The organism is Streptomyces sp. LaBMicrA B280 (assembly GCF_049222185.1).
GTDB classification, from domain to species: domain Bacteria; phylum Actinomycetota; class Actinomycetes; order Streptomycetales; family Streptomycetaceae; genus Streptomyces; species Streptomyces murinus.
On sequence record NZ_JBMJCT010000015.1, the window covers coordinates 133,813 to 155,545 of the forward strand.

19 protein-coding genes are annotated in these 21,733 nt (G+C 70.8%); 16 read left to right on the forward strand and 3 right to left on the reverse strand.

Features of this window, described 5'->3' with window-relative positions; genetic code table 11:
* Window positions 1–46: 46 nt before the first annotated feature.
* Complete coding sequence (locus ACLF5H_RS15830; RefSeq protein WP_421676715.1) at window positions 47–1,693, reverse strand: hypothetical protein; 1,647 nt, start codon at window positions 1,691–1,693, stop codon at window positions 47–49.
* Window positions 1,694–1,882: 189 nt separating this feature from the next.
* Entirely contained in the window at window positions 1,883–4,081 is a 2,199-nt protein-coding gene (locus ACLF5H_RS15835; RefSeq protein ID WP_421676716.1) for an elongation factor G-like protein EF-G2, read from the reverse strand.
* Between the two features lie 339 nt (window positions 4,082–4,420).
* On the opposite strand from ACLF5H_RS15835, the gene pgsA reads away from it, so the two are divergent.
* From pgsA to relA, 16 genes are all read left to right on the forward strand, one after another.
* Window positions 4,421–5,137 carry a phosphatidylinositol phosphate synthase gene (pgsA, locus tag ACLF5H_RS15840; protein WP_421676717.1) on the forward strand — a complete coding sequence of 239 codons (717 nt, stop codon included), beginning with the start codon at window positions 4,421–4,423 and terminating at the stop codon, window positions 5,135–5,137.
* Entirely contained in the window at window positions 5,134–6,042 is a 909-nt protein-coding gene (locus ACLF5H_RS15845; protein ID WP_421676718.1) for a phosphatidylinositol mannoside acyltransferase, read from the forward strand. The genes pgsA and ACLF5H_RS15845 overlap by 4 nt, the downstream gene beginning before the upstream one ends.
* Entirely contained in the window at window positions 6,039–7,202 is a 1,164-nt protein-coding gene (locus ACLF5H_RS15850; RefSeq protein WP_421676719.1) for a glycosyltransferase family 4 protein, read from the forward strand. Before ACLF5H_RS15845 ends, ACLF5H_RS15850 begins: the two co-directional genes overlap by 4 nt.
* A gap of 167 nt (window positions 7,203–7,369) precedes the next feature.
* A complete protein-coding gene (locus tag ACLF5H_RS15855; RefSeq protein ID WP_159699711.1) occupies window positions 7,370–7,912 on the forward strand; it encodes a hypothetical protein in 543 nt (180 codons plus the stop codon).
* A gap of 127 nt (window positions 7,913–8,039) precedes the next feature.
* On the forward strand, window positions 8,040–8,945 hold the full coding sequence (gene pdxS, locus ACLF5H_RS15860; RefSeq protein ID WP_085562525.1) for a pyridoxal 5'-phosphate synthase lyase subunit PdxS: 906 nt from the start codon (window positions 8,040–8,042) through the stop codon (window positions 8,943–8,945).
* A gap of 27 nt (window positions 8,946–8,972) precedes the next feature.
* Window positions 8,973–9,578 (forward strand): pyridoxal 5'-phosphate synthase glutaminase subunit PdxT, encoded by a 606-nt coding sequence (gene pdxT, locus ACLF5H_RS15865; RefSeq protein ID WP_421676720.1) that lies wholly within the window; start codon window positions 8,973–8,975, stop codon window positions 9,576–9,578.
* Between the two features lie 48 nt (window positions 9,579–9,626).
* Window positions 9,627–10,379, forward strand: a complete 753-nt coding sequence (locus ACLF5H_RS15870) for a YebC/PmpR family DNA-binding transcriptional regulator (RefSeq protein ID WP_421676721.1) — start codon at window positions 9,627–9,629, stop codon at window positions 10,377–10,379.
* A gap of 161 nt (window positions 10,380–10,540) precedes the next feature.
* A complete protein-coding gene (gene ruvC, locus ACLF5H_RS15875) occupies window positions 10,541–11,080 on the forward strand; it encodes a crossover junction endodeoxyribonuclease RuvC (RefSeq protein WP_421676722.1) in 540 nt (179 codons plus the stop codon).
* Window positions 11,077–11,685, forward strand: a complete 609-nt coding sequence (gene ruvA / locus ACLF5H_RS15880) for a Holliday junction branch migration protein RuvA (RefSeq protein WP_421676723.1) — start codon at window positions 11,077–11,079, stop codon at window positions 11,683–11,685. The genes ruvC and ruvA overlap by 4 nt, the downstream gene beginning before the upstream one ends.
* A gap of 26 nt (window positions 11,686–11,711) precedes the next feature.
* Window positions 11,712–12,791, forward strand: a complete 1,080-nt coding sequence (ruvB, locus tag ACLF5H_RS15885; protein ID WP_421676724.1) for a Holliday junction branch migration DNA helicase RuvB — start codon at window positions 11,712–11,714, stop codon at window positions 12,789–12,791.
* A gap of 192 nt (window positions 12,792–12,983) precedes the next feature.
* On the forward strand, window positions 12,984–13,490 hold the full coding sequence (yajC, locus tag ACLF5H_RS15890; RefSeq protein ID WP_421676725.1) for a preprotein translocase subunit YajC: 507 nt from the start codon (window positions 12,984–12,986) through the stop codon (window positions 13,488–13,490).
* Between the two features lie 146 nt (window positions 13,491–13,636).
* On the forward strand, window positions 13,637–15,433 hold the full coding sequence (secD, locus tag ACLF5H_RS15895) for a protein translocase subunit SecD (RefSeq protein WP_421676757.1): 1,797 nt from the start codon (window positions 13,637–13,639) through the stop codon (window positions 15,431–15,433).
* A gap of 3 nt (window positions 15,434–15,436) precedes the next feature.
* A complete protein-coding gene (gene secF / locus ACLF5H_RS15900) occupies window positions 15,437–16,537 on the forward strand; it encodes a protein translocase subunit SecF (protein WP_085562533.1) in 1,101 nt (366 codons plus the stop codon).
* Window positions 16,534–17,073 carry an adenine phosphoribosyltransferase gene (locus tag ACLF5H_RS15905; RefSeq protein ID WP_358671844.1) on the forward strand — a complete coding sequence of 180 codons (540 nt, stop codon included), beginning with the start codon at window positions 16,534–16,536 and terminating at the stop codon, window positions 17,071–17,073. Before secF ends, ACLF5H_RS15905 begins: the two co-directional genes overlap by 4 nt.
* A 193-nt stretch (window positions 17,074–17,266) precedes the next feature.
* Entirely contained in the window at window positions 17,267–17,680 is a 414-nt protein-coding gene (locus ACLF5H_RS15910) for a hypothetical protein (protein ID WP_358671845.1), read from the forward strand.
* Between the two features lie 176 nt (window positions 17,681–17,856).
* On the forward strand, window positions 17,857–20,394 hold the full coding sequence (relA, locus tag ACLF5H_RS15915) for a GTP pyrophosphokinase (RefSeq protein ID WP_421676726.1): 2,538 nt from the start codon (window positions 17,857–17,859) through the stop codon (window positions 20,392–20,394).
* An 82-nt stretch (window positions 20,395–20,476) separates the two neighbouring features.
* Here relA and ACLF5H_RS15920 read toward each other — a convergent pair whose 3' ends face one another.
* Window positions 20,477–21,706, reverse strand: a complete 1,230-nt coding sequence (locus ACLF5H_RS15920; protein WP_421676727.1) for a DUF349 domain-containing protein — start codon at window positions 21,704–21,706, stop codon at window positions 20,477–20,479.
* Between the last annotated feature and the right edge of the window lie 27 nt (window positions 21,707–21,733).

A 21,733-nucleotide genomic window follows, 5' to 3' on the forward strand; every position in this document is an offset into this window, starting at 1 on the left:
GCGCCCCCTTTTTCCGAGGGGGCGCCCTCCGCGTGTGCCGGACGCGCTACGCGTCGTACAGATCCGCCTTCCGCGGCGACGGGTCCTGGATCATCCCGCTGAGCACCGAGGAGCGGCTGCCGAACTTCTCCGTGTCGACGCCGTGGTCCTTGAGGACCTTGATCGCGGCCGAGTGCACGACCCGCAGCACCGGGGTGGCCGCGCGCAGCGCGTCGTCGGCCATGAAGCGGTGCTTCCACGGCTGGTCGGCCCAGGCGTGCCGCAGACCGAACGGCTCGGGCAGGCCCAGCGAGCCGCCGAGCCAGTTGAGCAGCGGCGGGTACCAGGCCAGCGGGGCGCGCACGGCGAGCCGTACGACCTCGTCCGTGGTCATCAGCGGCAGGTTGATCTTGCGGGTCTCCCAGAACTTGAAGGTCTTGGTGACCTCCTTGGTCCGGCCCTCCGGCTTGCCCCAGAACAGGCCGTTGACCGGGCCGAGCGCATGGCCGGTGACCTCGATGCGCAGCGTCTCGTGCAGCACGGTGACGGTGATCATCATGGTGATCACCAGCTGGCCGTCCCACAGCGTCCACTGCACGCCCAGGTAGTGCCGGTCGCCCTTGCCGAACTGCTGCTTGTTGCAGATGTCCTGTATGGCGTGCGGCTTGACCTGGAAGGCCTCCACGTCGGCGCCCTCGGGCCGGGACACCGCGCCCGCGCCCTCCGGGATCGGGGTGACGATCCAGTGCTTGACCGACGGTTTGGGGAAGCCCCCGGTGTTCAGCGGGCCGCGCTCCAGCAGGGACAGCTGGTCATGGATCGCGCGGATGACGTCCCAGCTGCGGAACGGGTGGATCTCCCGGCCGGGATCGTCGGACACCAGCTCCTCGGCGAGCTGCCACGAGCCCCAGCGGGTGCCCATGCCGAGTATGCCCTTGGGGCCCGCGTAGAAGACCGAGTTGGACTGCTGTTCGGCGGTGAGCCGGGCCAGGGCCTCGCGCAGCGCGTCGGCCGCGGTCTGGTCCGGGCCGCGCGGCACCGCCTCGGGCACCTTGATGCCGACGCTGCTGCCCGAGAGCAGGCCGTCCCAGCGGGAGCGCAGGTCCTGGGCGGTGCGCTCGCAGATCCGCTTGGCCAGGTACCAGCCGACGACGGGCAGCACCACGGCCGCCCGTGCGTACCATCCCCAGAAGCCGCCGAACGGCATCTTCCACAGGAACAGCGCGGCCAGCAGGCCCACGCCGAGGAGCAGCGTGGTGGCCAGGGTGCCGGCCCGTTTGTCGTCCCGCTTGGCGACGAAGGCGCGCAGCTGGAAGACGAGCAGCCAGGCGATCAGCCCCGGCAGGAAGAGCACGCCGCACAGGACCGTCACGAGCGTCAGCCGGTTGTCGCGCTCCCGGCGGATGTTGTTGGCCGCCAGGCAGTGCTCGACCACGAACTGGGGTTCGGAGCCGAAGGACTGGATGAGCGGCTTGCGGCCGGCGCCGAGCATGCGGTCCACGACGGCGCGCGAGAACGCCTCGCCGAGGTTGGGCCTGAACAGGGCGAGCCTGCCGCCCTTGACGGTGGACTGATGCCACTCGTTGTCCGCGTCCTTGATCTTGTCGACCGGGCCGTCCCGGTAGGCCGCGGAGGCCAGGGCGGCCGTCGCCGCCTGCTGGCCGTCGCCGGAGACGGGCACCTGGGGCCCGTCCCACTCCGTTCCAAACGACATTCCCGCCCCCATCGCCGCCGGTGTCGCTCCTGCGGCCTTCCCGACTTCCCTGCCCCGCACACCTGTTGAGCCCGTCGTCGTACCGGAACCGGACGGCCGGCGCGGGACGTGCCCAGGTGATCAGCGTATCGGCCGGCACCGACAGGCGGAGGGCGGACGGCCGAAGCCGTCCGCCCCGGTGTCCGGGAACTACCCGTCGTCCCCGCCCTGTTCGCGGATGCGTTCGGCGATCTGCGCCGGCATCGGCTCGTGCCGCGCGTACGCCCGGTCGAAGCGGGCCGTGCCGTGGGAGAGCGAGCGCAGGTCGACGGCGTAGCGGCCGATCTCGAACTCGGGGACCTCGGCCCGGATCAAGGTGCGTCCGGAGCCCACCTGTTCGGTGCCGAGCAGCCGGCCGCGGCGGCCCGACAGGTCGCTCATCACGGCGCCCACGTAGTCGTCGGGGACCAGGACGCCCACCTCGGCGACCGGCTCCAGCAGATGGATCCGCGCGTCGGCGGCGGCCTCGCGCAGGGCGAGGGCGCCCGCGGTCTGGAAGGCGGCGTCGGAGGAGTCCACCGAGTGCGCCTTGCCGTCGAGCAGGGTGACCCGTACGTCCACGAGCGGATGTCCGGCGGCGACGCCCTTGGCGGCCTGGGCGCGGATCCCCTTCTCCACGGACGGGATGAACTGGCGCGGCACCGCCCCGCCGACCACCTTGTCCACGAACTCGATGCCCGAGCCGCCGGGCAGCGGTTCGACCTCGATCTCGCAGATGGCGTACTGGCCGTGTCCACCGGACTGCTTGACGTGCCGGCCGCGCCCGGCCGCCCGGTTCGCGAACGTCTCCCGGAGGGAGACCTTGTGCGGTACGACGTCCACCTGGACGCCGTAGCGGCTGCGCAGCCGCTCCAGCGCGACGTCCGCGTGCGCCTCGCCCAGGCACCACAGCACCACCTGGTGGGTGTCCTGGTTCTGCTCCAGGCGCATCGTCGGGTCCTCGGCGACCAGCCGGGACAGTCCTTGGGAGAGTTTGTCCTCGTCGGCCTTGCTGTGCGCCTGGATGGCGACCGGGAGCAGCGGGTCCGGCATCTGCCAGGGCTCCATCAGCAGCGGGTCGTCCTTGGCGGAGAGCGTGTCCCCGGTCTCGGCGCGGGACAGCTTGGCCACGCTCACCAGGTCGCCGGCGACGGCCTGGGTGAGGGGCCGCTGCTGTTTGCCGAAGGGCATGGACAGAGCGCCGATCTTCTCGTCGACGTCATGGTCCTCGTGGCCCCGGTCGGTCAGGCCGTGCCCGGAGACGTGCACCGTCTGGTCGGGGCGCAGCGTGCCGGAGAAGACGCGGACCAGGGAGACGCGGCCGACGTAGGGGTCGGAGGCGGTCTTGACGACCTCGGCGGCCAGCGGTCCTTCGGTGTCGCAGGGTTTGAGCTCGCGGGCTCTGCCGTCGAGGGTGGTCACGCCGGGCACCGGGTGTTCGAACGGGGTGGGGAAGCCGCCCGTGATCAGGTCGAGCAGTTCCACGGTGCCCAGGCCCTGGCGGGCGCCGTCGGCGGCGGGGGCGGCCGCGAGCACCGGGAAGAAGGTGCCGCGGGCCACGGCCCGCTCCAGGTCCTGGACCAGGGTCTTGATCTCGATCTGCTCGCCGCCGAGGTAGCGGTCCATGAGGGTCTCGTCCTCGCTCTCGGCGATGATGCCCTCGATGAGCCGGTTACGGGCCTCGTCCAGGTCCGGCAGCTGGTCCGCGCCGGGTTCGGACTCCTTGCGCTCGCCGGTCGAGTAGTCGAACAGCTTGCGGCTGAGCAGCCCGACCAGGCCGGTGACGGGCGCGTGTCCGTCGGGTCCCTCGGCGCCGCGCAGCGGCAGGTAGAGGGGCAGGACGGCGTCCGGGTCGTCGTCGCCGAAGGCCTCGGCGCAGACCCGGGTGGTCTCCTCGAAGTCGGCGCGGGCCGCCTCCAGGTGGGTGATCACGATCGCCCGGGGCATCCCGACGGCCGCGCACTCCTCCCAGACCATGCGGGTGGAGCCGTCCACGCCGTCCGAGGCCGAGACGACGAAGAGGGCCGCGTCCGCGGCGCGCAGACCGGCCCGCAGTTCTCCGACGAAGTCGGCGTATCCGGGGGTGTCCAGGACGTTGATCTTGATGCCGTCCCAGGCGAGTGGCACCAGGGACAGCTGGACGGAGCGCTGCTGGCGGTGCTCGATCTCGTCGTAGTCGGAGACGGAGCCGCCGTCCTCCACGCGGCCCGCCCGGTTCACCGCCCCGGCGGTCAGCGCGAGGGCCTCCACCAGGGTCGTCTTGCCCGCTCCGGAGTGGCCGACCAGCACCACATTCCGTATGGACGCGGGCTGGTCGGCCGTCAGAGCCCTGCCGGCGGCCCCGGGGTGTGTCTGGGTCTTGTCGCCCATGATCCTGCCTCCCGTGCACGGTGAGGTCATCGGGGCGCGGACACGCGAACCGCGTGCTGCGGCGGCTTCGGCGACGCCCGCGGTTATTCGAGCTTTCCACTCCCGTCACGTCGCGTCCATACGACGGACCTCACGACGCATCCGATCCCGCCGCGGGCGCCCCGCGCGGGGCCGTACGGTTCCCCGCGGGGGGCCTCGGCGGGGTCTCGGCGGGTCTCGGTGGGTCTCGGTGGGGTCTCGTACGCAGCGCTCCCGGGCGGCTTCGCGCGAGCCCGGCGCACCACCTCGGCGCACGGGCCGCGGGTGCCCGCCCGCCACGCGTACGCGCGCGTGGCTACGATGGGCCAGCCGGCGGCCATCAGGGCCGCGGCGACACCAACCGTCGGGAAGGCCATGCTGAACAAGTACGCGCGTGCATTCTTCACGCGTGTCCTCACACCGTTCGCCGCGTTTCTCATCCGGCGGGGGGTGAGCCCCGACACGGTCACGCTGCTGGGCACGGCGGGCGTGGTGGCGGGCGCGCTGGTCTTCTACCCCCGGGGCGAGTTCTTCTGGGGCACGGTCGTGATCACCCTGTTCGTCTTCTCCGACCTGGTCGACGGCAACATGGCCCGCCAGCTGGGCCGCTCCAGCCGCTGGGGCGCCTTCCTGGACTCCACCCTGGACCGGGTCGCCGACGGCGCGATCTTCGGCGGCTTCGCGCTCTGGTACGCGGGGCAGGGCGACGACAACATGATGTGCGCGGTCTCGATCTTCTGCCTGGCCAGCGGCCAGGTGGTGTCGTACACCAAGGCGCGCGGCGAGTCGATCGGGCTGCCGGTCGCCGTCAACGGCCTGGTCGAACGGGCCGAGCGGCTGGTGATCTCGCTGGTCGCGGCCGGTTTCGCGGGTCTGCACACGTTCGGTGTGCCGGGCATCCAGTGGCTGCTGCCGATCGCCCTGTGGATCGTGGCCGCGGGCAGCCTCGTCACGCTGATCCAGCGGGTCGTCACCGTGCGCCGCGAGTCGGCGGAGGCCGAGGCGGCCGCGCGGGATGCGAGCGAGGCGGCGCGGTGAGCGTCGCCGACCGGCTCAGCGACGCGCTGTACGGCGCGGGCTGGAGCACCGTCAAGAAGCTCCCGGAGCCCGCCGCCGCCCGCCTGGGACGGACCGTCGCGGACCTCGCCTGGAAGAAGCGCGGCAAGGGCGTGCTGCGCCTGGAGGCGAACTACGCGCGTGTCGTGCCCGGCGCGAGCCCCGAGCGCCTCGCGGAACTCTCCCGCAAGGGGATGCGCTCCTACCTGCGCTACTGGATGGAGTCCTTCCGGCTGCCCGCCTGGAGCCCCGAGCGGATCAGGACGGGCTTCGACCCCAAGGACATCCACCACCTGACCGAGGGCCTGGACGCGGGCAAGGGTGTGATCCTCGCCCTGCCGCACCTGGCCAACTGGGACCTGGCCGGCGCCTGGGTCACCACCGAGCTGCGCACCCCGTTCACCACGGTCGCCGAACGCCTCAAGCCCGAGACGCTCTACGACCGCTTCGTCGCCTACCGCGAGGGCCTCGGCATGGAGGTGCTGCCGCACAGCGGCGGCTCCGCCTTCGGCACCCTGGCCCGCAGGCTGCGCGACGGCGGCCTGGTCTGCCTGGTCGCCGACCGCGATCTGTCCGCCTCCGGCGTCGAGGTCGACTTCTTCGGCGAGAAGGCCCGGATGCCCGCGGGCCCCGCCCTGCTCGCCCAGCACACCGGCGCCCTGCTGCTGCCGGTCACCCTCTGGTACGACGACTCGCCCGTCATGCGGGGCCAGGTCCACCCCCCGATCGAGGTGCCCGAGTCAGGCACCCGGGCCGAGAAGTCGTCTGCCATGACACAGGCCCTGGCCGACGCCTTCGCCACCGGGATCGCCGAGCACCCGGAGGACTGGCACATGCTCCAGCGGCTGTGGCTCGCCGACCTCGACCCCGCGAAGGGACCCTCGTGAGAATCGGGATCGTCTGCCCGTACTCCTGGGACGTGCCCGGTGGCGTCCAGTTCCACATCCGTGACCTCGCCGAATACTTCATCCGCCTCGGTCACGAGGTCTCGGTGCTGGCCCCGGCCGACGACGACACCCCGCTGCCGCCGTACGTGGTCTCGGCGGGCCGCGCGGTCCCGGTGCCGTACAACGGCTCGGTGGCCCGGCTGAACTTCGGCTTCCTGTCGGCCGCGCGGGTACGGCGCTGGCTGCACGACGGCGCCTTCGACGTGGTGCACATCCACGAGCCGACCTCGCCCTCGCTGGGCCTGCTCACCTGCTGGGCCGCGCAGGGCCCCATCGTGGCCACCTTCCACACCTCCAACCCGCGCTCGCGGGCGATGATCGCCGCGTACTCGATCCTCCAGGCCGCCCTGGAGAAGATCAGCGCCCGGATCGCGGTCAGCGAGTACGCCCGGCGCACCCTGGTCGAGCATCTGGGCGGGGACGCGGTGGTCATCCCGAACGGCGTCGACGTCGACTTCTTCGCCGAGGCCGAGCCCAGACCCGAGTGGCAGGGGGAGACGATCGGCTTCATCGGCCGTATCGACGAGCCCCGCAAGGGCCTGCCCGTGCTGATGAAGGCCCTGCCGAAGATCATGGCCGCCCGGCCCGGCGCCCGGCTGCTGGTCGCGGGCCGCGGCGACGAGGAGGCGGCCGTCGAGAGCCTGCCCGCGGAGCTGCGTTCCCGGGTGGAGTTCCTCGGCATGATCAGCGACGAGGACAAAGCGCGCCTGCTGCGCAGCGTGGACGTGTACGTGGCGCCCAACACCGGCGGCGAGAGCTTCGGCATCATCCTGGTCGAGGCCATGTCCGCGGGCGCCCCCGTGCTCGCCTCCGACCTCGACGCCTTCGTCCAGGTCCTCGACCAGGGCCGGGCGGGCGAGATCTTCGCGAACGAGGACGCCGACGCGCTCGCCGACGCCGCCGTACGACTGCTGGCCGACCCGGAACGCCGGGCCGCGCTGACCGACCGCGGCAGCGCCCATGTGCGGCGCTTCGACTGGTCCACGGTCGGCGCGGACATCCTGTCCGTCTACGAGACGGTCACGGACGGCACGACGGCGGTCGCGGCGGACGAGCGGTCGACGGGGCTGCGGGCGCGGTTCGGACTGGCGCGGGACTGAGCCCTCGGACCGCGCTGAGACCTCGGACCGCGCTGAGACCTCGGACGGCGTCGAGGTCGAGGGCCGCGCTGGGACGTCGTCCGGGACCAAAACCTCGTACGGGAGTGAAACAGGTGCCTTCCGGGCGCGCGGTCGGCGGGCCCGAGGGGTGCCGATAGCCTTCCCGCGTGACCGCAACCCTCATCTGGATCCTCGTCGCCCTCCTCGCGATCGGCGTCTACCTGAGCTGGACCGCAGGACGCCTGGACCGGCTGCACGTACGGATGGACGCCGCCCGCGCCGCGCTCGACGCCCAGTTGCTGCGCCGCGCCTCGGTGGCCCAGGAACTCGCCACCTCCGGCGTGCTCGACCCGGCCGCCTCGATCGTGCTGTACGAGGCCGCGCACGCCGCCCGGCAGGCCGAGGAGGAGCAGCGGGAGGTCGCCGAGAGCGAGCTGAGCCAGGCCCTGCGCGCGGTGTTCGCGGAACCGGCCCAGGTGGAGGCGTTGCGCGAGGCGCCCGGCGGCGAGGACGCGGCCCATGAGCTGGCCGAGGCCGTGCGCCGGGTCCCGATGGCCCGCCGCTTCCACAACGACGCCGTGGGCGCCGCCCGCAGGCTGCGCGAGCACCGCAAGGTCCGCTGGTTCCGGCTGGCCGGTCACGCCCCCTTCCCGCTGGCCTTCGAGATGGACGACGAACCCCCCGCCGCCCTGGTGGAACGGATCGCCTGACCGCCTCTTACCTGGCATTCCCAGCGAAAACGAGCCACCGGCTTTCCATTGGCCCTTGCTGTGGCCTGGTCCACTCGCGTTTCCTCGGTGCAGCAGAGAACCCTCTTTCCCTTCAGTGAGGTCGCCCGTGTCCACCACCGAGAACCAGGCTCCCGAGACCGGCACCGCGCGCGTGAAGCGCGGCATGGCCGAGCAGCTCAAGGGCGGCGTCATCATGGACGTCGTCACCCCGGAGCAGGCGAAGATCGCCGAGGACGCGGGCGCCGTCGCCGTCATGGCCCTGGAGCGGGTCCCGGCCGACATCCGCAAGGACGGCGGCGTGGCCAGGATGTCCGACCCGGACATGATCGAGGGCATCATCGAGGCCGTCTCGATCCCGGTCATGGCCAAGTCCCGCATCGGCCACTTCGTCGAGGCCCAGGTCCTCCAGTCCCTCGGCGTGGACTACATCGACGAGTCCGAGGTCCTCACCCCGGCCGACGAGGTCAACCACTCCGACAAGTGGGCGTTCACCACCCCGTTCGTGTGCGGTGCCACCAACCTGGGCGAGGCCCTGCGCCGCATCGCCGAGGGCGCCGCGATGATCCGCTCCAAGGGCGAGGCCGGCACCGGCAACGTCGTGGAGGCCGTGCGCCACCTGCGCCAGATCAAGGGCGAGATCGCCAAGCTGCGCGGCTGCGACAACAACGAGCTGTACGCCGCCGCCAAGGAGCTGCGCGCCCCCTACGAGCTGGTCAAGGAGGTCGCCGAGCTGGGCAAGCTCCCCGTCGTGCTGTTCTCCGCGGGCGGCGTGGCCACCCCGGCCGACGCGGCCCTGATGCGTCAGCTCGGCGCCGAGGGCGTCTTCGTCGGCTCCGGCATCTTCAAGTCCGGTGACCCGGCCAAGCGCGCCGCCGCCATCGTGAAGGCCACCACCTTCTACGACGACCCGAAGATCATCGCGGACGCGTCGCGCGACCTCGGCGAGGCCATGGTGGGCATCAACTGCGACACCCTCCCCGAGACCGAGCGCTACGCGAACCGCGGCTGGTAAGCAGGGGCTCACAGGTATCCACATCCCATGAACACTCCTGTCATCGGTGTCCTGGCGCTCCAGGGCGACGTACGGGAGCACCTCATCGCCCTGGCCGCGGCGGACGCCGTGGCCAGGCCGGTGCGGCGCCCCGAGGAACTCGCCGAGGTCGACGGGCTCGTCCTGCCCGGCGGCGAGTCCACCACCATCTCCAAACTGGCCGTGCTCTTCGGCGTGATGGAGCCCCTGCGCGCCCGGGTGCGCGCCGGTATGCCCGTCTACGGCACCTGCGCCGGCATGATCATGCTGGCCGACAAGATCCTCGACCCGCGCTCGGGCCAGGAGACCATCGGCGGTATCGACATGATCGTGCGCCGTAACGCCTTCGGACGTCAGAACGAGTCCTTCGAGGCCGCCGTCGACGTACGCGGCGTCGCGGGCGATCCTGTGGAGGGCGTCTTCATCCGCGCCCCCTGGGTGGAGTCCGTGGGCGCGGACACCGAGGTGCTCGCCGAGCACGGCGGCCATGTCGTCGCCGTCCGCCAGGGCAACGCGCTCGCCACGTCGTTCCACCCGGAACTGACCGGCGACCACCGGGTGCACGCCCTTTTCGTCGACATGGTGCGCGCCAACGCCGGTGCCGAGTCCTTGTAGGATCTCAGGCGTTCGTTCATAGATGGGTAACGCGAAGGAGACAGGCAGATGTCCGGCCACTCTAAATGGGCTACGACGAAGCACAAGAAGGCCGTGATCGACGCCAAGCGCGGCAAGCTCTTCGCGAAGCTGATCAAGAACATCGAGGTCGCGGCGCGTATGGGCGGCGTCGACCTCGAAGGAAACCCGACGCTCTACGACGCCGTCCAGAAGGCCAAGAAGCAGTCGGTCCCGAACAAGAACATCGACTCCGCGATCAAGCGCGGTGGCGGTCTTGAGGCCGGCGGCGCCGACTACGAGACGATCATGTACGAGGGTTACGGCCCGAACGGTGTCGCGGTGCTCATCGAGTGCCTCACCGACAACCGCAACCGCGCCGCCTCCGACGTGCGCGTGGCCATGACCCGCAACGGCGGCAACATGGCCGACCCGGGCTCGGTGTCGTACCTCTTCAACCGCAAGGGCGTCGTCATCGTCCCCAAGGGCGAGCTGAGCGAGGACGACGTGCTCGGCGCCGTCCTGGACGCCGGTGCCGAGGAGGTCAACGACCTCGGCGAGTCCTTCGAGGTGCTCAGCGAGGCCACCGACATGGTCGCGGTCCGCACCGCCCTCCAGGAGGCCGGCATCGACTACGACTCCGCCGAGGCCAACTTCGTCCCGACCATGCAGGTCGAGCTGGACGAGGAGGGCGCCCGGAAGATCTTCAAGCTGATCGACGCCCTGGAGGACAGCGACGACGTGCAGAACGTCTTCGCCAACTTCGACGTGAGCGACGAGGTCATGGAGAAGGTCGACGCGTAACGCGTACGGCTGACCGACCGGGCCGACGGGACACCCCCCGTCGGCCCGTCGCGTTGTCGGGCGCCGGTGCGGACGCCGACGGGGGCGTTGGTGCGCGGCGTTGTCAGTGCCACCCGATAGCCTGCACAAACAGGTGATCGAGCGGTCGGAGGGAGGGGCCCGTGCGGGTACTGGGGGTGGACCCGGGACTGACCCGGTGCGGGGTCGGCGTGGTCGAGGGGGTCGCCGGGCGCCCGCTCACCATGATCGGCGTCGGCGTCGTCCGCACCCCCGCGGACGCCGAGCTGAGCCACCGGCTGCTCGCCATCGAGCGGGGCATCGAGACATGGCTGGACGAACACCGGCCCGAGTTCGTCGCCGTGGAGCGCGTCTTCAGCCAGCACAATGTGCGCACCGTGATGGGCACCGCCCAGGCCAGCGCCGTCGCCATGCTGTGCGCCGCCCGCCGCGGCATCCCCGTCGCGCTGCACACCCCCAGCGAGGTCAAGGCCGCCGTCACCGGCTCGGGCCGCGCCGACAAGGCCCAGGTCGGCGCCATGGTCACCCGGCTGCTCCGGCTCGCCGCGCCCCCGAAACCCGCCGACGCGGCCGACGCCCTCGCCCTCGCCATCTGCCACATCTGGCGCGCCCCCGCCCAGAACCGACTCCAGCAGGCCGTCGCCCTGCACACCACCCACGCCACGAAAGGCCGTACGGCATGATCGCCTTCGTCAGCGGCACGGTCGCCGCGCTCGCCCCCGACGCCGCGGTGGTGGAGGTCGGCGGTGTCGGCATGTCCGTCCAGTGCACCCCGGACACGCTCTCCACGCTCCGCCTCGGACAGCCCGCCAAACTGCACACCTCCCTGGTCGTGCGCGAGGACTCGCTGACCCTGTACGGCTTCGCGGACGACGACGCCCGCCAGGTCTTCGTCCTGCTCCAGACCGCCAGCGGCGTCGGCCCCCGCCTCGCCCAGGCCATGCTCGCCGTGCACTCCCCGGACGCGCTGCGCCGCGCCGTCGCCACCGGTGACGAGAAGGCCCTCACCGCGGTCCCCGGCATCGGCAAGAAGGGCGCCCAGAAACTGCTCCTGGAGCTGAAGGACCGCCTCGGCGCCCCCGTCGGCACCGCCCCCGCCATCGGCGCCCCGGCCGCCCAGGGCTGGCGCGACCAGCTGCACGCGGCCCTCATCGGCCTCGGCTACGCCACCCGAGAGGCCGAGGAGGCCGTGACCGCCGTGGCCCCGCAGGCCGAGGCGGCGGGCGGCACCCCGCAGGTCGGCCCGCTCCTGAAGGCCGCCCTGCAGACCCTGAACCGCGCCCGCTGACCCCCACCCCTGTTGAGGCACACCACATGAACTGGGACGACACGGCCGACACCGCCGACACGCCCGCCGCCGAGCGGCTGGTGGGCTCCGCCGCCGACCGCGAGGACCAGGCCGTCGAGGCCGCCCTGCGCCCCAAGGACCTCGGCGAGTTCATCGGCCAGGAGAAGGTCCGCGAGCAGCTCGACCTGGTGCTGCGGGCGGCCCGCGCGCGCGGCGCCACCGCCGATCACGTACTGCTCTCCGGCGCCCCCGGCCTCGGCAAGACCACCCTGTCGATGATCATCGCCGCCGAGATGGGCGCCCCCATCCGCATCACCTCGGGCCCCGCCATCCAGCACGCAGGCGACCTCGCCGCGATCCTCTCCTCCCTCCAGGAGGGCGAGGTGCTCTTCCTGGACGAGATCCACCGCATGTCCCGGCCCGCCGAGGAGATGCTCTACATGGCGATGGAGGACTTCCGCGTCGACGTCATCGTCGGCAAGGGCCCCGGCGCCACCGCCATCCCCCTCGAACTGCCCCCGTTCACCCTGGTCGGCGCCACCACCCGGGCCGGTCTGCTGCCGCCCCCGCTGCGCGACCGCTTCGGCTTCACCGGGCACATGGAGTTCTACGAGCCCCGCGAACTGGAGCGCGTCGTGCACCGCTCCGCGCAGCTCCTGGACGTCGGCATCGACACGGACGGCGCCGCCGAGATCGCCGGCCGCTCCCGCGGCACCCCCCGTATCGCCAACCGCCTGCTGCGCCGCGTCCGCGACTACGCGCAGGTCAAGGCGGACGGCGCGATCACCCGGGAGATCGCCGGGGCCGCCCTCGCCGTCTACGAGGTCGACGCACGCGGCCTCGACCGGCTGGACCGCGCCGTCCTGGAGGCTTTGCTGAAGCTTTTCGCCGGTGGCCCCGTCGGCCTGTCCACCCTGGCCGTCGCGGTGGGGGAGGAGCGGGAGACCGTCGAGGAGGTCGCCGAGCCCTTCCTGGTCCGCGAGGGACTGCTGGCCCGCACCCCGCGCGGCCGCGTCGCCACGCCCGCCGCCTGGACGCACCTCGGTCTCACCCCGCCCGGCTCCGCCACACCGGGAAACGGACAACCGGACCTGTTCGGGACGTGACACCACCGGCCCCGGGCGCCCCTCCGCTTCGGCAGTGGCCCGGTGCGGAACCCAGGTGCCATGCTGGGCGTTGTTCCATGTGTGCGGACTCGCTTAGACTCCGCCGATGCCGCCCTTGTGGGTGGCGCCGACACACCCCCATCCCCGAAAAGGCCGCTCTCCGTCGCGGTCGCGCGAAGGAAATCCCGTCCCGTGAATCCGTATACCCTTCTCCCGTTCATCGTGCTCATCGCGGCCATGTTCCTGATGACGCGCTCTGCCAAGAAGAAGCAGACTCAGGCCGCGCAGATGCGCAATGAGATGCAGCCCGGCTCCGGTGTCCGCACGATCGGGGGAATGTACGCGACGGTCAAGGAGGTCAACGAGGACACCGTCCTCCTCGACGCCGCTCCCGGTGTCGACCTCCTCTTCGCCAAGAACGCGATCGGCGCCGTCCTCACCGACGACGAGTACAACCGCATCGTGCACGGCATCGAGCACGACCTGAAGTCCGACGCCGACATCGTCCCGGACGACGCCTCCTCCCTCACCGAGACCGACGAGACCGACGGATCTGCCGCCGCTGCCGCCGCCTCCGACGACAAGATCGACCTCGGTAAGAAGGACGCGGACGAGGACACCGCCGGCGAGTCCGGGGCCGCAGAGGCCACGACGGAGGACAAGCCGAAGAAGTCCGACGGCGATTCCGACGCGAAGTAGTCACGCCCCGGTGGTGCGCGAGGCGGCATAATCACGCCCCGCGCACCACCGGGCGCGTCTGTTTCCCGCACGGGGAGCCCGACACCATGTCATGGCCGCCGAGCGCCGACCGGGCGCCGGAGCGGCCCGAGAGGGAGTACGAGAAGGTGGCAGCACCTAAGAAGGGCCGGAGCTCGAGCGCCCAGGGCAAACCAGGGCGCTCACTGGCCCTGATCCTGATCGCCATCGTGGCGCTCACCGGAGGGATGTTCGCCTCCGGGCACACCACCCCGCGTCTCGGCATCGACCTCGCCGGTGGTACGAGCATCACGCTCAAGGCGAAGGCCGACCAGGGGTCCGCGGTCAACAAGGCCAACATGGACACCGCGGTCGAGATCATGAACCGCCGTGTCAACGGTCTCGGCGTCTCCGAGGCGGAGGTGCAGACCCAGGGAACCGACAACATCATCGTCAACATCCCGCGGGGCACCAACTCCAAGGAGGCCCAGCAGCAGGTCGGCACCACCGCCAAGCTCTACTTCCGGCCGGTTCTGGCCAGCGAGCCCAGCGGCGCCGCGGCCAGCCCCTCACCGAGTGGCTCCCCGACCGCCGGCTCCTCGCCCAAGCCGGGCTCCAGCTCCTCCCCGAGCGCCTCCTCCTCGCAGAAGGCCTCCTCCCCGTCCTCCTCGGCGTCCTCGTCGTCGAGCACGTCCCCGACCTCCTCCGCGACCACGCAGGGCCGTGCGGTCACCGACGCGCTCAAGGCCGGCTCCAGCCCCTCGCCGAGCGCGACGCCCACCGGTGGTTCCTCCGCGAAGCCGACCCCCTCGGCCTCCGGCGGCACGGACACCGCCAAGCTCCAGGCCGCGTACACCGCCCTGGACTGCTCCAAGCCCGATCAGCGCGCCAAGGCCGGCAAGGACGCCAAGCCCGGCGAGTCCACCATTGCCTGCGGCACTGTTGGCAAGAACCCGTACAAATACCTGCTCGGCCCGGCTGGCGTGGACGGCACCGAGGTGAAGAAGGCCCAGGCCGTCTTCGACACCCAGGGCGCTTCCGGCTGGCAGGTCCAGATGACCTTCAACTCCGCGGGTGCCAAGAAGTTCGCCGACATCACGGGTGAGCTGGCCAAGAACCAGGCCCCGCAGAACGAGTTCGGCATCGTCCTGGACGGCGAGGTCGTCTCCAGCCCGTATGTCAGTCTGGCCATCACCGGCGGTAGCGCATACATCTCCGGCCACTTCACGCAGCAGGAGGCGCAGAGCCTCGCCAACATGCTGTCGTACGGCGCACTGCCGCTCTCCTTCCAGGAGCAGTCCGTCACCACCGTGACCGCCGCGCTCGGTGGCCAGCAGCTGCACGCCGGTCTGCTCGCCGGCGCCATCGGCCTCGCCCTGGTCGTGCTCTACCTGGTGGTCTACTACCGCGGCCTGTCGCTCGTCGCCATGGCCTCGCTGCTCGTCTCGGCGATCCTCACGTACGTGATCATGTCGCTGCTCGGTCCGGCCATCCATTTCGCGCTGAACCTGCCGGCCGTCTGCGGCGCCATCGTCGCCATCGGTATCACCGCCGACTCGTTCATCGTGTACTTCGAACGCATCAGGGACGAGATCCGTGAGGGCCGCTCGCTGCGACCCGCCGTCGAGCGTGCCTGGCCGCGTGCCCGGCGCACCGTCCTGGTCTCCGACTTCGTGTCGTTCCTCGCCGCCGCCGTGCTGTTCATCGTGACTGTCGGCAAGGTCCAGGGCTTCGCGTTCACGCTGGGTCTGACCACCGTGCTCGACGTGGTCGTCGTCTTCCTGTTCACCAAGCCGCTGATGACCCTGCTCGCCCGCCGGAAGTTCTTCGGCAACGGCCACAAGTGGTCCGGCCTCGACCCGAAGAGCCTCGGTGGCAAGCCGCCGCTGCGCCGCACCCGCCGTCCCGCCGGTCCCGCCGGCCCTGTCGACCCGAAGGAGGCGTGAGCGATGTCGAAACTCGGTTCCATCGGCGCCCGGCTGCACCGCGGTGAGATCAGCTACGACTTCATCGGCAAGCGCAAGATCTGGTACGGCGTCTCCATCCTGATCACCATCACGGCCATCCTCGGCCTGGCGGTGCGCGGCCTGAACATGAGCATCGACTTCCAGGGCGGCGCCGTCTTCACGACACCGACCAACATGAGCACCTCGATCGCTCAGGCGGAGTCGTACGCCAAGGACGCCTCCGGCCATGAGGCCGTCGTGCAGAAGCTCGGCAACGGCAGCCTGCGCATCCAGGTCGCCGGCCTGGACACGGCCAAGTCCGACCAGGTCAAGGAGAGCCTGGCCAAGGACCTGAAGCTCAACCCCGAGAAGCTCGCCGCCGACCTGGTCGGCCCGAGCTGGGGCCAGGAGATCGCCAACAAGGCCTGGGAGGGCCTGGCGATCTTCATGGTGCTCGTCGTGATCTACCTGGCCATCGCCTTCGAATGGCGCATGGCCGTCGCGGCCCTGGTCGCGCTGATCCACGACATCACCATCACGACCGGTATCTACGCCCTGGTCGGCTTCGAGGTCTCGCCCGGCACGATCATCGGTCTGCTGACCATCCTCGGTTACTCGCTCTACGACACGGTCGTCGTCTTCGACAGCCTCAAGGAGCAGACGAAGGACATCACCAAGCAGACCCGCTTCACCTACAGCGAGATCGCCAACCGGTCGATCAACGGCACCCTGGTCCGCTCCATCAACACCACGGTCGTCGCCCTGCTGCCGGTCGCCGGTCTGCTCTTCATCGGCGGCGGCTTCCTCGGCGCCGGTGACCTCAACGACATCTCGCTGTCGCTGTTCGTCGGCCTCGCGGCCGGTGCGTACTCCTCGATCTTCATCGCCACCCCGCTGGTCGCCGACCTCAAGGAGCGCGAGCCCGCGATGAAGGCGCTCACCAAGCGGATCATGGCCAAGCGCGCCCAGGCCGCTTCGGAGGACGGTCCCGTCACTGCCGGTGGCGACGACGCCGAGGACGCCGCGCCCGCCGTGGTCGGCCCGCGCAACCAGCCCTCCTCCCGCGGCCGTGGCCGCGGCCGGCAGGCGGGCAAGCGCCGATGACCGACATCCAGGAGCTGCTGCTCAGCCGCATCCGTGACGTCGCGGACTACCCGGAGCCGGGAGTGATGTTCAAGGACATCACCCCGCTCCTGGCGGACCCCGCCGCGTTCACCGCCCTGACCGACACGCTCGCCGGCATCGCCACCGCCACCGGTGCCACCAAGATCGTCGGTCTGGAGGCCCGGGGCTTCATCCTCGGCGCTCCGGTCGCCGTCCGCGCGGGCCTGGGCTTCATCCCGGTCCGCAAGGCCGGCAAGCTGCCCGGCGCCACCCTGCGCCAGGCCTACGACCTGGAGTACGGCTCGGCCGAGATCGAGGTGCACGCCGAGGACCTGACCTCCGGCGACCGCGTCCTGATCGTGGACGACGTGCTGGCCACCGGTGGCACCGCCGAGGCGGCCGTCCACCTCATCCAGCGCGCCGGTGCCGAGGTCGCGGGCCTCGCGGTCCTGATGGAGCTGGGCTTCCTCGGCGCCCGCACCCGGCTGGAACCGACCCTCGCCGGAGCCCCCCTGGAGGCGCTCCTCACCGTGTGAGAGAAGCCGCCTGCTGAGAGGCAGGGGCCGAACACAAGAAGGAGGGCGCCCGAAGCATCCTGGGGTGCCCTCCTTGGTCTTCAGCAGAGCCCATCAATTAGCTCAGATGTTCATCAAATTCATGTTCGGCAAGGCGTCGCAGTGATGGGATCTTCCCGGTGCCACTGACCAGGGCACCGCAGAGGAGGATTCGATGAACATGTCACGCAAGATGACCACGGGGGTCGTCTCGCTTCTCTCCGTAGCCGCCCTCGGCGCCGGAGCGACGACTGCCGGCGCCGCTCCGGCCCACTCGCAGGCCAAGTCCCCCAGCTCTGCGGCGGCCAGCTGCAGCGATTGGAACAGGGCGGTTGCCGTGCCGTGGAAGTGGCAGACTCTTAAGGACGGGTGCGGTCACTTCGGGCGTCCGGGGCTGCGGATGGGCTATTCCTGGGCCGTCTTCAAGGGCACCAAGGTCTGCGTCAAGGCCAAGGGATTCGTCAACGGCAAGAAGAAGTGGTACGACCTTGGCTGTCGCAAGTCCGGCTCCTTCACCGTGCCGTGGGGGAACGTGCTCGCCGAGAAGGAGATCCAGGTGAAGGGCACGGCAACCTTCAACTGGAGGTGAAGCCGGGTCGGCGCGCTGTTGTGCGGGCTGGACAAGCGGGTTAAGTGAGATCAGGGGCGCGAGCGGGGCTCGGGCCCCTGATCAGCAAGCGGGCTCCTCGGCACCCAGTCCTTAGGCTCGATACCATGGGTGTCCGGGCCTGACCAGCGGACCCGGAACGTGCACGAGGAGCCCTCTTGCCAGACGAGGCCCAGAGACTGACCGCCGCCAAGCCCGAGCCCGCCTCGGCGCCCGCGGCCAAGCCCGCGCCCAACGTGTCGACCGCCAAGAACGACACCCACGGGGCGGTCGAGCACGCCCCGGCCGCGCCCGTCGAGAAGTCCGCGGAGTCCTCGCGTCCCAAACCGGCGACCCCCGCCGAGCGCCCCGCGCAGCCCCCCGTGGTGCGCCCGCCCGCCGTGCAGAACGGCCGCTCCGGCTCCTCCAACCGCGTCCGCGCCCGCCTGGCCCGGCTCGGCGTCCAGCGCGCGAACCCGTACAACCCGGTCCTGGAACCGCTGCTGCGGATAGTGCGCAGCAATGACCCGAAGATCGAGAACTCCACCCTCCGCCAGATCGAGCGCGCCTACCAGGTCGCCGAACGCTGGCACCGCGGCCAGAAGCGCAAGAGCGGCGACCCGTACATCACGCACCCGCTCGCGGTCACCACCATCCTCGCCGAGCTGGGCATGGACCCGGCCACGCTGATGGCCGGCCTGCTGCACGACACCGTCGAGGACACCGAGTACGGCCTGGAGGACCTGCGCCGCGACTTCGGCGACGTGGTCGCCCTGCTCGTCGACGGCGTCACCAAGCTGGACAAGGTCAAGTTCGGCGAGGCCGCGCAGGCCGAGACCGTGCGCAAGATGGTCGTCGCCATGGCCAAGGACCCCCGCGTCCTGGTCATCAAGCTCGCCGACCGCCTGCACAACATGCGCACCATGCGCTACCTCAAGCGCGAGAAGCAGGAGAAGAAGGCGCGCGAGACCCTGGAGATCTACGCGCCGCTCGCCCACCGCCTGGGCATGAACACCATCAAGTGGGAACTGGAGGACCTCGCCTTTGCGATCCTCTACCCCAAGATGTACGACGAGATCGTCCGGCTGGTGGCCGAGCGGGCACCCAAGCGCGACGAGTACCTCGCCATAGTGACCGACGAGGTCCAGTCCGACCTGCGCGCCGCCCGCATCAAGGCGACCGTCACCGGCCGCCCGAAGCACTACTACAGCGTCTACCAGAAGATGATCGTCCGCGGCCGCGACTTCGCGGAGATCTACGACCTGGTGGGCATCCGTGTCCTGGTCGACACGGTCCGCGACTGCTATGCCGCCCTCGGCACCGTGCACGCGCGATGGAACCCGGTCCCCGGCCGGTTCAAGGACTACATCGCGATGCCCAAGTTCAACATGTACCAGTCGCTGCACACCACGGTGATCGGCCCCAACGGCAAGCCCGTCGAACTCCAGATCCGCACCTTCGACATGCACCGCCGCGCCGAGTACGGCATCGCCGCGCACTGGAAGTACAAGCAGGAGGCCGTCGCCGGAGCCTCCAAGGTGCGCACCGACGCGCCGAAGACGGCCGGCAAGGACAAGGACGCCATCAACGACATGGCGTGGCTGCGGCAGTTGCTCGACTGGCAGAAGGAGACCGAGGACCCGGGCGAGTTCCTGGAGTCGCTGCGTTTCGACCTGTCGCGCAACGAGGTCTTCGTCTTCACGCCCAAGGGCGACGTCATAGCGCTCCCGGCCGGTGCCACCCCGGTGGACTTCGCCTACGCCGTGCACACCGAGGTCGGCCACCGCACCATAGGAGCGCGGGTCAACGGCCGCCTCGTACCGCTGGAATCCACCCTGGACAACGGCGACCTGGTCGAGGTCTTCACCTCCAAGGCGCCCGGTGCCGGACCCTCCCGGGACTGGCTCGGCTTCGTCAAGTCGCCCCGGGCGCGCAACAAGATCCGCGCCTGGTTCTCCAAGGAGCGCCGGGACGAGGCGATCGAGCAGGGCAAGGACGCCATCGTGCGGGCCATGCGCAAGCAGAACCTGCCGATCCAGCGCATCCTGAACGGCGACTCCCTGATCACGCTCGCGCACGAGATGCGCTACTCGGACATCTCCGCGCTGTACGCGGCGATAGGCGAGGGCCATGTCTCCGCGCAGAACATCGTGCAGAAGCTGGTGCAGGCCCTCGGCGGCGAGGAGGCCGCCACCGAGGAGATCGACGAGACGGTCCCGCCGTCCCGCGGCCGCCGCAAGCGCCGTTCCAGCGCCGACCCCGGCGTCGTGGTCAAGGGCGTCGACGACGTGTGGGTCAAGCTGGCCCGCTGCTGCACGCCCGTGCCCGGCGACCCGATCATCGGCTTCGTCACCCGCGGCAGCGGCGTCTCCGTGCACCGCAGCGACTGCGTCAACGTGGACTCGCTGTCCCGGGAGCCCGAGCGCATCCTCGACGTCGAGTGGGCGCCCACCCAGTCCTCGGTCTTCCTGGTCGCCATCCAGGTCGAGGCCCTGGACCGCTCCCGCCTGCTGTCGGACGTCACCCGCGTGCTGTCCGACCAGCACGTCAACATCCTCTCGGCCGCCGTCCAGACCTCCCGCGACCGCGTCGCCACCTCCCGCTTCACCTTCGAGATGGGCGACCCCAAGCACCTCGGGCACGTCCTGAAGGCCGTACGGGGCGTGGAGGGCGTGTACGACGTCTACCGCGTGACCTCGGGACGCACCCGGTCGTAACCGCCGCACCCGCCGTGCCACGGAGCACGGGAAAGGGCCCCGTACGCGCGTACGGGGCCCTTTCGCAACGGCAACAGGGGAATCAGCCGCCGAACTCCTGGAGGCCCTTCAGAGCCTGGTCCAGGAGCGCCTGGCGGCCTTCCAGCTCCTTCTGGAGCTTGTCGGCCCTGGAGTTGTTGCCCTGGGCGCGGGCCTGCTCGATCTGTGCCCCGAGCTTGTCCACGGCGGCCTGGAGCTGACCGGTCAGACCCTCGGCACGCGCCCGCGCCTCCGGGTTCGTCCGGCGCCACTCGGCCTCCTCGGCCTCCTGGATCGCCCGCTCGACCGTGTGCATCCGGCCCTCGACCTTCGGGCGCGCGTCCCGCGGGACGTGGCCGATGGCCTCCCAGCGCTCGTTGATCGAACGGAAGGCGGCCCGGGCGGCCTTCAGCTCACCGATCGGCAGGAGCTTCTCGGCCTCCTCGGCCAGCTCCTCCTTGAGCTTCAGGTTCTCCGCCTGCTCCGCGTCCCGCTCGGCGAACACCGAGCTGCGCGCCGCGAAGAACACGTCCTGGGCGCCGCGGAAGCGGTTCCACAGATCGTCCTCGTGCTCGCGCTGGGCGCGGCCCGCGGCCTTCCACTCCGACATCAGATCGCGGTAACGGGCCGCCGTCGGACCCCAGTCCGTGGAACCCGACAGCGACTCGGCCTCGGCGACCAGCCGTTCCTTGATCCGGCGGGCGTCCTCGCGCTGCGCGTCCAGCTGCGCGAAGTGCGCCTTGCGGCGCTTGGAGAACGCCGACCGGGCGTGCGAGAAGCGGTGCCACAGCTCGTCGTCGGACTTACGGTCCAGCCGCGGCAGCCCCTTCCAGGTGTCCACCAGCGCCCGCAGCCGCTCACCCGCGGCCCGCCACTGGTCGGACTGCGCCAGCTGCTCCGCCTCGGTGACCAGGTCCTCCTTGGCCTTGCGGGCCTCGTCGGACTGCTTGGCCCGCTGGACCTTGCGCTCCTCGCGGCGCGCCTCGACCGTCTCCACGAGCTTGTCCAACCGACCGCGCAGCGCGGCCAGATCGCCGACCGCGTGATGCGCGTCCACCTGCTCGCGCAGATGGTCGATGGCGGCCTGGGCGTCCTTCGCCGACAGGTCGGTGGTGCGCACTCGCTTCTCGAGGAGGCCGATCTCGACAACCAGGCCCTCGTACTTGCGCTCGAAGTAGGCCAGCGCCTCCTCAGGGGAGCCGGCCGCCCAGGATCCGACGACCTGCTCGCCGTCGGCCGTACGCACGTACACGGTCCCCGTCTCGTCGACGCGGCCCCACGGGTCGCTGCTCACAGCGCCTCCTCCACATGATGCCTCGGG